11 protein-coding genes and 1 tRNA gene are annotated in these 12,325 nt (G+C 39.2%); 11 read left to right on the plus strand and 1 reads right to left on the minus strand.

Translation table 11 applies throughout. From position 1 onward, the window contains the following. Positions 1 to 173: 173 nt before the first annotated feature. From spoIVA to folE, 3 genes are all read left to right on the plus strand, one after another. The gene (gene spoIVA, locus BRLA_RS09220; RefSeq protein WP_003341806.1) at positions 174 to 1,652 is read left to right on the plus strand and encodes a stage IV sporulation protein A; all 1,479 of its coding nucleotides are present in this window, start codon (positions 174 to 176) and stop codon (positions 1,650 to 1,652) included. A 404-nt stretch (positions 1,653 to 2,056) separates the two neighbouring features. Further along, complete coding sequence (locus tag BRLA_RS09225) at positions 2,057 to 2,329, plus strand: HU family DNA-binding protein (RefSeq protein WP_003338529.1); 273 nt, start codon at positions 2,057 to 2,059, stop codon at positions 2,327 to 2,329. Positions 2,330 to 2,618: 289 nt separating this feature from the next. Continuing rightward, positions 2,619 to 3,185, plus strand: coding sequence for a GTP cyclohydrolase I FolE (folE, locus tag BRLA_RS09230; RefSeq protein WP_173645579.1), 567 nt, complete (start codon positions 2,619 to 2,621; stop codon positions 3,183 to 3,185). A gap of 435 nt (positions 3,186 to 3,620) precedes the next feature. On the opposite strand, the gene BRLA_RS09235 is transcribed toward folE, so the two are convergent. After that, the gene (locus BRLA_RS09235) at positions 3,621 to 4,028 is read right to left on the minus strand and encodes a D-mannose binding lectin family protein (RefSeq protein ID WP_003341800.1); all 408 of its coding nucleotides are present in this window, start codon (positions 4,026 to 4,028) and stop codon (positions 3,621 to 3,623) included. A gap of 372 nt (positions 4,029 to 4,400) precedes the next feature. Between BRLA_RS09235 and BRLA_RS23950 the strand changes: the two genes are divergently transcribed. The 8 genes from BRLA_RS23950 to BRLA_RS09280 all read left to right on the plus strand — a co-directional run bounded on the left by BRLA_RS23950 (position 4,401) and on the right by BRLA_RS09280 (position 12,235). Then, on the plus strand, positions 4,401 to 4,544 hold the full coding sequence (locus BRLA_RS23950; RefSeq protein WP_154071879.1) for a hypothetical protein: 144 nt from the start codon (positions 4,401 to 4,403) through the stop codon (positions 4,542 to 4,544). Between the two features lie 255 nt (positions 4,545 to 4,799). Further along, positions 4,800 to 5,486, plus strand: coding sequence for a geobacillin-26 family protein (locus BRLA_RS09240; RefSeq protein WP_041752058.1), 687 nt, complete (start codon positions 4,800 to 4,802; stop codon positions 5,484 to 5,486). 2,432 nt (positions 5,487 to 7,918) lie between these two features. Then, positions 7,919 to 7,995 (plus strand) — tRNA-Pro (locus BRLA_RS09255). 776 nt (positions 7,996 to 8,771) lie between these two features. Then, positions 8,772 to 9,512, plus strand: coding sequence for a lytic transglycosylase domain-containing protein (locus BRLA_RS09260; protein WP_003338533.1), 741 nt, complete (start codon positions 8,772 to 8,774; stop codon positions 9,510 to 9,512). A 45-nt stretch (positions 9,513 to 9,557) separates the two neighbouring features. Further along, positions 9,558 to 9,797, plus strand: coding sequence for a trp RNA-binding attenuation protein MtrB (gene mtrB, locus BRLA_RS09265; RefSeq protein WP_003338534.1), 240 nt, complete (start codon positions 9,558 to 9,560; stop codon positions 9,795 to 9,797). Between the two features lie 286 nt (positions 9,798 to 10,083). After that, positions 10,084 to 10,557: a PTS sugar transporter subunit IIA gene (locus tag BRLA_RS09270; RefSeq protein WP_003338535.1), complete on the plus strand. Its 474-nt coding sequence runs from the start codon at positions 10,084 to 10,086 to the stop codon at positions 10,555 to 10,557. 18 nt (positions 10,558 to 10,575) lie between these two features. Then, positions 10,576 to 10,863 (plus strand): PTS sugar transporter subunit IIB, encoded by a 288-nt coding sequence (locus BRLA_RS09275; protein WP_003338536.1) that lies wholly within the window; start codon positions 10,576 to 10,578, stop codon positions 10,861 to 10,863. A gap of 28 nt (positions 10,864 to 10,891) precedes the next feature. Continuing rightward, the gene (locus BRLA_RS09280; protein WP_003338537.1) at positions 10,892 to 12,235 is read left to right on the plus strand and encodes a PTS galactitol transporter subunit IIC; all 1,344 of its coding nucleotides are present in this window, start codon (positions 10,892 to 10,894) and stop codon (positions 12,233 to 12,235) included. Positions 12,236 to 12,325 lie beyond the last annotated feature (90 nt).

A 12,325-nucleotide genomic window follows, 5' to 3' on the forward strand; every position in this document is an offset into this window, starting at 1 on the left:
GGGCGTCTGCATATTGCAGGCGTCTTTTTTAGTTCTAAAAATACGATCTATTCATATATTGATACTGTCCACAACACTTGTACAAAAAAGATTATTAAAAATGTTCGAAATCAGGGATAAATAAGAAAAAGAGCCATAGATTTAAATAGACAATCACAAGGAGGTTTTCGATGGTGGAACGAATCGATATCTTTAAAGACATAGCAGAACGTACGGGCGGTGATATTTATCTTGGCATTGTGGGTCCTGTCCGTACTGGGAAGTCAACATTTATCAAACGTTTTATGGAGCAAGCGGTCATTCCTAATATTCCATCCGAGGCAGATCGTATTCGTGCCACGGATGAACTACCGCAAAGTGCTTCCGGAAAAACCATCATGACGACCGAGCCAAAATTTGTTCCAAACCAAGCTGTACAAATAAACGTAACAGAAGGCCTTAATATAAATGTACGCCTTGTGGATTGCGTAGGATATACAGTAGCTGGAGCAAAGGGATTTGAGGATGAGAATGGTCCTCGGATGGTTAATACGCCTTGGTATGAAGAACCAGTCCCATTTGAAGAGGCGGCGGAAGTAGGAACGCGGAAAGTCATCCAAGAGCATTCCACCATCGGAATCGTCGTTACAACAGATGGTAGCATTGCTGAAATACCTCGTGAAGGCTATGTGGATGCCGAAGAGCGTGTAGTAGCTGAATTGAAGGAAGTAGGCAAGCCTTTTGTGATCTTAATTAATTCCACTCGCCCTCGTTCAGAAGAAACACAAGCATTACGCCTCGAACTGCAAGAGAAATATGATGTTCCGGTTGTGGCTCTCTCTGTTGATTCAATGACAGAGTCGGAAGTTCTCTTGATTCTAAAAGAAGTATTATTTGAATTCCCTGTACATGAGGTAAACGTAAATCTGCCAAGCTGGGTCATGGTACTTGAGAGCGGCCATTGGTTGCGTCAGAACTATGAGGAAGCAGTAGGATTGACCGTTAAAGATATTCGTCGTCTGCGCGATGTGGACCGTGTAGTAGGACAATTTAACGAATATGAGTTTATTGAAAAAGCCGCATTAGCCGGTATGGATATGGGACACGGTGTAGCGGAGATTGATTTGATTGCACCAGATCACCTGTATGACCAAATCCTGATGGAAATCGTTGGTGAGGAGATTAGTGGCAAGGATCATTTACTACGAATTATGCAAGAATTTGCTCATGCAAAACGAGAATATGATCAGGTTGCAGAGGCACTGCATATGGTTCGTTCCACTGGCTATGGCATAGCGGCTCCATCTCTGCATGAAATGACATTGGATGAGCCAGAGATGATTCGACAAGGACCACGCTTCGGCGTCCGTCTTAAAGCTACGGCACCATCTATTCACATGATTCGTGTTGATGTGGAATCTGAGTTTGCCCCGATTATAGGAACGGAGAAGCAGAGTGAAGAGCTGGTGCGATACCTGATGCAAGATTTTGATAAAGATCCGCTGGCGATTTGGAACTCAGACATTTTTGGCCGATCCCTGCATTCCATTGTACGTGAAGGTATCCAAGCCAAGATTTTGATGATGCCTGACAATGCTCGCTATAAGCTGCAAGAGACTCTTGGACGTATTATTAACGAAGGCTCTGGAGGACTCATTGCCATCATCTTATAAAGGTGAATCCACTATAGATAGACCCTGTTCTTTCTTTGTAGTACGAGAGAGGAGAACAGGGTTTTTTGCTATTGAAGAGAAGAAAATATAAAGCGACATAAGGAAGGAACCCATCAACATTATTTATTTGAGCTTGATTGAAAAAGCAACAGATTTTTTCATTTTTTATATAATAGATGACGAATGTTTTTTAGGTGCTATCGTGTTTTTTTAACCAGTGTTCTCCTGCTAGAGAACTGTTTTTCGCATTTGATGTGGAAAAGTCTTGTAAAAATAAAATCTCTGTATTACTATAAGCTTGTCAGAAGGCATAATTACGCCATTCTGCGTATAAAATTAGCTGAATCTGTTAAGACATGTAATACCATCTATGCAACTCCAAGTTTTGAGGGGAGGTGAATGTAATGAATAAAACAGAACTCATTGCAAAGGTAGCTGAAACGTCTGAACTAACTAAGAAAGATGCTACAAAAGCAGTTGACGCTGTTCTTGATGCGATTTCTGATGCGCTAAAAGAGGGGGACAAAGTTCAATTAATTGGCTTTGGAAACTTTGAAGTGCGCGAGCGTGCTGCCCGTAAAGGCCGTAACCCACAAACAGGGGAAGAGATCGAGATCGCTTCCAGTAAGATTCCTGCCTTCAAACCTGGTAAACAGCTGAAGGATTCAATCAAATAGATTGAAGCTCCAAGATCTTACATATAAAGGTCCCAAAGAGAAGTAGTTGCAATTTGCTACCTTCTTTTAGGGGCCTTTTTTGGCGATTTCACTACTAAGTGTCCTCTTAAACTCTCAAAGTGCAATCCAAATGCTCTCCTAATCTGTAAATTGTTATCATAAAGGATGAAAAAGCAGTCTAATTAGGATATAGTAATAAGTAAGTTTCTACACATTGGTGTTTTGTATTTTTATATAGGGTATGATAAAATTGGCTTGTTCTTGTTGCAAAGGGTTTGAGGAGGCTGTCATTATGAATGTAGATCACGAAAAAATAAAACAAGCTGTTCGAATGATCCTAGAAGCTGTCGGTGAAGATCCAGACCGAGAAGGCTTATTGGATACACCTAAACGCGTAGCAAAAATGTACGCAGAAGCTTTTGAAGGCATGAATGTTGACGAAGAGACATACTTCGAAACCATATTCAGCGAAGACCATGAAGAAATTGTACTCGTTAAAGATATTCCTTTTTATTCTATGTGTGAACATCATTTAGTACCGTTTTTTGGAAAAGCGCATGTAGCTTATATACCAAAGGGTGGACGAGTTGTAGGATTGAGTAAATTAGCACGAGCTGTGGAAACGGTAGCACGTCGTCCACAATTGCAAGAACGTATTACTTCCACTGTAGCGAACGCAATTATGAAGAAACTAGAGCCACATGGTGTTATGGTGATGGTAGAAGCAGAGCATATGTGCATGACCATGCGTGGTGTGAAAAAGCCTGGCTCTTCTACTGTAACTACGGCTGTTCGTGGAGTATTTGAAAAAGATGCTAATGCACGTGCAGAGGTTTTGCAATACATCAAAGCTTAGTATCCTGTCGCGAAGAGCGAGCCGATTTTACTTCCTATGATAACAAGAAAATGAAAACCCGCCTTTCTTTATAAGGCGGGTTTTAGTGTGTTTTCATGAACTATTTTTGAAATGAACCCTATGCCCACCACTCCTCATACATAGGATGCGTGGGCTTTTTGCATAACGCTGGATTCATTTTGATATGGTCATTATATTATTGAACCACAATTCCCAATTAGGAAAAAAGAAGGGGGGATCGTGAAGGAGTATAGGGGGAAATAAACGCTAAGTTGAGGTGTAAAACGGAACCTATGGGTTAACAACAGGATTTTGTTAGCTATCCACATTAATGGAGTTATGTAATGAAATGAATAATGATGTGATACAAACTAGATCGATTAGTATGAAATAAAAAAAGCACCACCTATAATGGCAGTGCGTCCATAAAGCAATTTAGTTTGTACCTGTCCACCAGATTGCTTTTTGAGCTAAGTATATAACCACGTTCCCATCATTTTGTACAACCAATCTAGCTCCTGGGTTATTGTGAGTATTGGAATGCCAAATTGCATGAGGATAACCGTAAATTACTAGATTGCCATCTCCTTGCATAATTAAGTTACTAGCAGCTTGGCCATGTGTATTAGAATTCCACAATGCTCTTCCTCTTCCATAAAGGACGAGATTCCCATCATCTTGCATGACCAATTGATATTCACCATTGGTCGATTTCAAATACTGTCCTCTGACAAGCTTTTCACCCGGATCGAGGTGATCTTCTCCAGCAGCCGCGAAAGCTGGGATGCTTAACAATAGCATCATGGCAAAGAGAAAAAATGAAGCAGTAACCTTTTTTAGCACATGAAACACTTCCTTTCATTTGGTATGTTGATATGTGGAAATAATATCATATGATTCTAAAAATTACCAATATATTTTTTATTCCTACATTCATTATTGAGTTAGTCTTTTTTGCTGAGTACCTTTATTTAGACCTAGCAAGTTGAATAAGATATCGTGAAGGAAGGAATCTCCGGAAACTTTGGAATTCTTTGTGGTGGGGAGATTGGGGGATTGAAATGAAAAAACACCGCCTATAAAGGCAGTGTGCAAGAACTACTGGCTCGTGCCAGTGGGCCATTGTTTTTAAAAATCTTTGTTATAGAAAACAATTTTTGTTCATAACATTCAAAATATAACAAGAATATAAATATAAGGAAGGAGGTTAAAGCCATGAAAAAAGTTTTATCATTCTCACTTGCTTTTGGTCTAGTTTTTGGAATAGCTGGATATACTCCTACGCCGGCACAAGCCTCACAGCCCTCCGATCTAATTTGCATCCCACTTAAAGGTGGGCTATGGTTTTGTAATTATTAGCTTTTTTAGTAAGTAATCGTATATCGAAAGTGTAGTCAAAAAGGACATCTGACGACAAGATTAGGTGTCCTTTTTGTGCGTTTAATCGTTCAATAATGTCGGTAATATCACGACTCGTCTCGAATATATCTGCAGGCTTCTCGAATACCGTTTCATTTTTACTTTGTTAATTTTTACAATATGCTATTGATATTCTGGATACTAGAAATTATACTAATTTATGTAAAATAATTAGTTTATATTTCCAAGGGGAAAATGAAAAAAGTGATTTTATCTAGTGCTCTTGTTTTATCAGTACTATCTTCATCTAGTATTCCTGCTTTTGCTATAAATGAATCTAATCAAATGGTTGAAGCAGAAACCCTTGAAGACAGTCAAGGAAATAGATATAAGATTGAGATTTTAGAGGATAATGACAGTGAGATGAATCACATTATGGAATTCGATGATAGCACCATAACACAGGTCTCGATAGCAGATTCTGAAGAACAGGTAAAGAAAGAAAAACACAAGCAAAAACAGTCTAAAATGGCGGCTTTTGTAAAGAAAGATATCGTACGAGAAGCACATGAAAAATACTATGGTTATTTTTATGTAATTGATAAAAGTGGTAGCAAAAAGTACTGGGATATTGGAAACGGTAAAGAAGGAACCTATGTAAAACAAACCTCTAGTAACAAAGTTGATTTGTTTCATTATGAGGATAAAGTTGATGAGTTAATGAAAGCTGAGGCTCTGTTAGTGGTGAACTCAACTGTTTCAGCCGCTTCATTTATGGCAAGTACAAAAGGAATTAAATCAGGTTGGGGCGCTGATAGCATGATTGCCTTTTTTGTAGGTGCTGGTTTTGGCTTGGCAGCGGCCGTTAATGCTACGGATGTGGTTATAGCTGAGAGAAAAGCAGCACGTGCATTTGATAGTATTATGGAAGGAGAAAAGTAGTGAGTGAAATAATAGCAAGTATTTTTTTTAGCAAGTGGATTATACTTCTTTTTCCCTTGTATATATTCCTTAATCTAGCAATCTTACCTTTTCTTTTAAAGGGTAAATTCGAAAAGTTACGAAAAGTGCTCTATATTATAAATATTATAGTGACGGCATACTCATTAATCATGTTTATCTATTTTTTTTATTCCATAATGTCCTTTTCTTTTTTTTAAACTATTACATTGGTAATTGCGGTGGTAGCGTTGGACTTCTCGATCACCGCGTTGGTACAAGCCGTGAAAAAACGCAATTAGTCGTCGGATAGCCGGCGGTTTTTTGTATTTGGAAGGATTTTGAAATGTTCTTATCGAAAGGTGTAGGCAAGGAGAATAGGGTGAATACACATAATGGTTCGGGTTGGAGTTTCAAAAGATTTCCGGAGTGGAAACATAATGTAGACCCGGATTGACACGATACCCACGGCGATTAATATAGGGAGGTTATATGACATGGCTAATCCAGAATGGCATGAAGATCATGGACACTAATTAGAGGAGGGAATCCTATGAGGTACGATATTAATTGGGTTGATGACCCACAAGGCATTGTTGTTTGGTTCGAGGACCCTAGACACTAATAAAAGGAGTGTACACGACATGCTAGAACCAGAATGGCTTGATGACCCCGGATACTAAAACGAGGGAGGAATCACGATTTGATTTATGATTGGACTGATAATCCACAAGGTATCGTTGATTGGATCGACAATTCCGGTCAATAAATTAGGAGATTACGGGGTATGACCGAATCAGACTGGGCAGTACAACGTAATTCCAAAACGGGGGATCGGGGTTAGACTGACGGTCCCTGTTATTAGTCGTAACAAAGACCAACCTCGTCTGAGGCTGTGGCTGGCGCTGGTAGTCTGTCCTTTCGGGCTATGAGGGCGAGAAAATTCGGAATTGACGAGGAACCTCTATGTCGAAAGTAGTAAGATGAATGGAAAAAACTGACGCCTAAATTCATTAGTCGTCAGTTAAGGTCATTTCGATATTCTAGAAATTACATCAAAAAATAACTTTACGATTACTTATATCTTTTATGTGTCTGAACAACCAAGAAAAGCAGCACGATATTAATTAAATAAAATATGCTTTGGGTTTCTATGGGATGATTATTTCTTTCTATACTACTCACAAAAATATAAAGATAAGAATTAATAGTAAAGATCATCAAACATAGTACGAATATAAGTATTTTCAAAATTTACCCCCAGAAAAGTATAAAGTGTTTATTCTTTAGTCGTAAGTCTTAATCTGTCGTCTTTATAGAAATATTTTACATTATATTTATGTTGTAAGTCAGCAGAGTTTGAATCAGTACTAAAACTAAGCCAAAATTCATCCCATACTTGGAGGTTAACAGAATTCCAATCAGGCCCTTTATCAATATATGCTCCTTGTGAGAATTGAAAACCCTTTTTGAAGGCAGCAAAATTATAGGGGTACATTGTCCATACAGCGTGATTAGTTGACATGGAAAACTCATGTTTTAGCGTCAACGATGTAATGAAATCGGCTGAGCTGGGGGCTGGTTCAATTTTGCTTGATATTTACCTACAAGAAAGAAAGGTTAAACGCGCATTCAGAGACGCGTATGATTCGGAATGATACTATTAAATATCATGTTTAACAAATGGGTTATTCTTTTTTATATAGCTTTTCTTGTACTTACACTTATTTTATTGTTTTTTTAAAACAATAAAAAATTACCAAGGATAAGGAAAATATTCAATTATATTAGTTCTTTTCTTCTCGTTTATCTTTCTATTGGTATTATTATTTTTATTTATAACATTGTTTTAATGATATAGTGAAATAAAAAATGAACCTCGGATTTCTTCCGGATTTTTTTGCGTTAATCCCTGACTATGAAAATAAGCCACTATAACGATTTTGATCGCTTTTACTTACCGAGAAAACGTAACATTTCGAATGTTACACTGCATCAATGTTGGCGCGAGGTATCTGAGAAGGGGGCGAGTTTTTGAGGGGCTTTGCCAGCTCGTTTGATACCGTTCTTAAGTAAGAATGGAAGGAGAACATGGTGAGTAGACGTGGGGAGACTTGGGATATATCGCCAGTGTTGTGTAATGGAGTTATTATGGTACGGTTTAAGCGCATTAAGGATGTCGGATTCTTTGTAAAGATTATCAAGGGTCAGTGACTAAATATCCAACCGAACGGAAGCTAATATATCTCAAAGCCTACGGAAATTATGTCCTATATAATGAGAGAAAAATAACACATGGGTGCGCTCCCAAATATTGCAAGGGTGCGTACCTATATGTTAAAATGGGGTTGTTGCGAAGAGAGGTCAATTTAGAGAGCAGACGGGAAATCCCCATAAAATCAACGCTTTACAACGTTATAACCTGATTAAAACATCGGGATGTGGCGCAGCCAGGTAGCGCGCACCCTTGGGGTGGGTGAGGTCCAGGGTTCGAATCCCTGCATTCCGACCATTTAGAATTTAGGCACTTCTTCTGCATTTTGATGCGAAGAAGTGTTTTTTAGATAAGACAGCTATATGAATTTTGACTATTTATGCTGTATTCATCCTTCACTGAAAACGAATATCCAATCAGAAAACCTACCCTTCATTTATTAATTAAAAAGCGCCACTAGAAGGTTGATAAGATACTAGTTTTGTCATTTGAAATACATGGAGCTATCAACGATTTAGGCTGTGTGAAACAATGCTATTACCAAAACAAGTAACTCTAATCACGTTAATCTGGTAAGAAGTCTTCTATCCTATTATGAAATCAAACAAACCCTACTAAGGGTGAATGTAGTTTCATCCCATTCCGTAAAGTCCACTCTGACAACAGACCTCAATACTGCCTACGTTCCTTTATAATGCAAGGCTCAATCAGCTTGATCTGATTCAAAGCATTCGGCATAAAGATGTATAAAGCAAATAAGTTTTACAAGGGCTTTTGACCTATAAAAATTATCCGCGTTTAAACGATAAAATAAATAGAAGCAATAAAATGTTTTGTTATAAAGAGGCTGATCATAGGAAAACGCAAATGTTTTCTGTCAGATGACATGATTACATTCTGAAAAGGATAGCCATTTTTCAAGCGGCCAACAAAAGAATAAAAAGGTTTCCGCTTTGTTTTCCTATTTTGATTTGTAATAGAATGCAGGTAAAGATTTTCTTGCGCTCGGGCCTTTTTTCTCTTGGCTCTATGGAAAGCCTTCCCTTATAATAGAACATAAAAGACAGAGGAGAATGGATGATCTAATCGTGAAAATAGATAATAATCAGTTTATTAAAACCCTTGCATCTACTGGGCAATACACATCGAGTGATGTTACTCAAGTAGCACAATTACAAGGGCTATTGGATAATCAGACAAATCCAGATGGACAAGATCCCTTGTTTTCTGATGTGTTTGAAAATGAACTGCAAAAATATCAGCATGTAATCTCTAAAGAGCAGGTTCTAGCTGAATTAGATGGAACGAACCAGCAGCAAAATAGCTGGAATTCCTCTCTAACCTACTCTTCACCTTCACTTGATCTCACCTCTAATAAGGACGAATCCATGACGTGGGGCCGTCAGCAGATTGTGGATAAAATTGAGCAGGTGAGCAAACGCTTTGGTGTCAACTCTTCCTTGGTCAGAGAGGTAGTTCGCGCCGAGTCTAATTTTAACCCTACTGCTACCTCTCACGCTGGAGCAAAAGGACTTATGCAGTTAATGGACGATACTGCTCGTAGTGTAGGGGTACGCAATTCTTACGATCCCGATCAAAATTTGATGGGCGGAACCAAATATTTGAGCAAATTACTAGATCGATATGATGGGAATGTAAAGGTTGCCTTGGCTGCTTATAATGCAGGATCTGGTCGAGTCAGAAGAGCTGGAATTGAGACAAATGAAGACTTTGATCGTCTAGCGGCTAATCTTCCTCAAGAGACACAGCGCTATGTCGCCAAAATAACGACGAAATTGCAAGCGGAAGTTTAGGTAGGGTATAGTAAAGAGGAGAAATTCTCTTAGGGGGACACGTAGATGGAACAACATCAACAACGAAGCGGTGGCAGCCAAGACTTTTTTGTCATTAAAGCAAAAGAAAACGGAGTACATGTTATTGGATTAACCCGTGGCACAGATACACGCTTCCACCATACAGAAAAGCTAGATAAGGGTGAAGTTATGCTAGCTCAATTTACTGAGCATACATCTGCTATCAAGGTACGTGGCAAAGCAATTATTCAAACCAGACATGGAGTTATTGATACAGAGGAATAATGGTAGAAAATGTAGAAGAGAAAGTGACCATAGGTCGCTTTTTTTCTTTTCCGGTATAAAAAGTGAAGAAAATGTTGTTGACGTTTATCAGTAAGGATAGTATGATTAAGCTATAAGGAACAAATGATAAAAGTAAGAACAAATGTAACAGGAAATAATGGAATAATTTGTGAAAAGAGCCGCGGGCTAGTTTCGTATGAATGTCATACGATCTAGCCTTTTTTTGTATAGAAAAATTGGCTTTTTACACAAAAAAGAGTCAGCTTAGATAGGAGGGAGAATCCACATGTCATTTTTGGAGATGGTGCAAACAGATCATTTGTTTATCTTTCCAGATGAAACCCGCCAAGACGTAATCTTAGAAACCATGGCAAAATCGTTATGGAGGAAGGGCTTTGTGCACGAGAGCTATGTAAACGCTGTCAAGGATCGTGAGCAGCATTATCCTACTGGATTGGAGTTGGCTGATGTACATGTGGCTATTCCGCACACGGATGCGTGTCATGTTAAACAGCAGACGATTGCATTGGGTCTTGTGAAACAGGGTACCAAGTTTCAGTGCATGGCAGATGCCAGCAGAATCATTTCAGTCAAGCTTATTATCATGCTAGCGATTGAAAAAAGTGAGGCTCATTTGGAGATGCTGGAAGAAATTATGACGTTCATTCAGGATGCTCCACGCTTGGAGGCGCTTAGTCAGGCTAGCACACCAGTAGAATTACTTTCCGTTATCCAACCTGTTAACAGTTACAACCACTAATTTTAGGAGGAATTCATTATGGCAAAGAAAAAAGTTATGGTGATTTGTGGCACAGGTGTAGCAACTTCTACAGTGGTTATGCAGAAATTAAAAACGTTCTTACAAGAAAAAGGATTAGAGGCTAATTTAGAACAATCAAAAGTAAGTGATATTTTAAATAAAGGTGACCAGTATGATCTGATTATTTCTACTACAGCAGTACCGGCTCATATACAGGATAAAGTGATTAATGCTGTTCCTTTGTTAACAGGAATCGGAAAAGAAAAAGTATTTGCCGAAATTGAGAAACGGATGACCGCCGAATAGCCATTTAATTGAGTTAGGGGATGAGGAAATGGAGTATTTACAAAAGATTGTTAATTTAGGGCCAACTGTTGTATTGCCCATCATCATCTTCATTTTTGCGATTCTCTTAAAAACAAAGCCTGGACAGGCATTCCGGGCTGGACTCACTATTGGGATTGGATTTGTTGGGGTCAATCTGATTATCGGATTACTTAGCAGTTCACTCGGTCCTGCCGCTCAAGATATGGTTAAAAATTTGGGAGTGGAGTTAACGATTATTGATGTAGGCTGGCCGGCTAGCTCAGCCATTGCGTTTGGGACAACGATTGGTGCTTTAGCTATCCCGATTGGCCTTGGTGTCAACCTAGCGATGCTTCTTTTCGGACTCACGAAGACATTAAATGTGGATGTTTGGAACCTGTGGCATATCGCGTTTACAGGATCGTTGGTAACAGTTATGACTAATAGTGTACCGATGGGGCTATTAACAGCGATTGTTCATGCAATCGTGTTACTTGTACTAGCAGACATGTCTTCGAAGCATGTGTCAGAATTTTATGGTTATCAGGGGGTTACGTTCCCGCATGGTACCTCCACTGCTTTTTATGTGATCGCCATGCCACTCGAAAAATTATTTGATATGATTCCAGGGTTACGCAGTTTAAAAGCCGATCCAGATTCTATTCAAAAACGGATGGGAGTGCTGGGTGAATCAACTGTGTTAGGTCTTATATTAGGTATTATTATTGGCCTTTTAGCTGGATGGAGTGTCAAGGACGTTTTAACCTTAGGGGTAAATACAGCCGCGGTGATGCTACTGTTGCCTCGAATGGTAGCTGTTCTGATGGAAGGGCTGTTGCCAGTATCAGAAGCGGCTTCAGAATTTGTTCGCAGTAAGTTTCCAGATCGCGAAGTAAATATTGGGATGGATTCTGCGTTAGCTGTAGGACATCCAGCCGCTATAGCTTCATCGTTAATTATGATCCCTATCGTGCTGGCATTAGCCGTACTACTGCCTGGGAATAAGGTATTACCCTTCGGAGATTTAGCGACCATTCCGTTTATTGTCTGCTTAATGGTTCCTGTGTTTAAAGGAAACGTAGTACGTACGGTTCTGGGTTCGACGATTGCTCTGGGAGTAGGTTTACTATTAGCTACCTACGTCTCTCCGCTCATTACTACCGCGGCAACTATGGCAGGGTTTAAATTCCCTGAAGGTGCTGCTGCAATCTCTTCCTTGGTCGATGGTGCCGTTCCTACCACAGCATTATTTGTTTTTGGGGCTAAGCTGGGTTACTTCGGTATCATTGGTATTGGCGCTATTGCCATAGGTACAGCCATTTATCGAAGACGACGGGAAAAAAGAGAGATACTACAACAACGCGAGATGTGATAAAAATATAATAACGAAAGATCAGTTGTTCCTTTAGATCACAAGTATGGATAACCAGGAGAGTATAATCTCCTGGTTCGTCTACGTTTG

Source organism: Brevibacillus laterosporus LMG 15441, assembly GCF_000219535.2.
Lineage (GTDB): Bacteria > Bacillota > Bacilli > Brevibacillales > Brevibacillaceae > Brevibacillus_B > Brevibacillus_B halotolerans.

What these genes read in the sequence shown, in the direction of transcription:
- BRLA_RS09225 (WP_003338529.1), top strand. Translation starts at nt 2,057, where the DNA reads ATGAATAAAACAGAACTCATTGCAAAGGTAGCTGAAACGTCTGAACTA.
- BRLA_RS23950 (WP_154071879.1), top strand. Translation starts at nt 4,401, where the DNA reads ATGAAAAAAGTTTTATCATTCTCACTTGCTTTTGGTCTAGTTTTTGGA.
- BRLA_RS09240 (WP_041752058.1), top strand. Translation starts at nt 4,800, where the DNA reads ATGAAAAAAGTGATTTTATCTAGTGCTCTTGTTTTATCAGTACTATCT.
- BRLA_RS09260 (WP_003338533.1), top strand. Translation starts at nt 8,772, where the DNA reads ATGGATGATCTAATCGTGAAAATAGATAATAATCAGTTTATTAAAACC.
- mtrB (WP_003338534.1), top strand. Translation starts at nt 9,558, where the DNA reads ATGGAACAACATCAACAACGAAGCGGTGGCAGCCAAGACTTTTTTGTC.
- BRLA_RS09270 (WP_003338535.1), top strand. Translation starts at nt 10,084, where the DNA reads ATGTCATTTTTGGAGATGGTGCAAACAGATCATTTGTTTATCTTTCCA.
- BRLA_RS09275 (WP_003338536.1), top strand. Translation starts at nt 10,576, where the DNA reads ATGGCAAAGAAAAAAGTTATGGTGATTTGTGGCACAGGTGTAGCAACT.
- BRLA_RS09280 (WP_003338537.1), top strand. Translation starts at nt 10,892, where the DNA reads ATGGAGTATTTACAAAAGATTGTTAATTTAGGGCCAACTGTTGTATTG.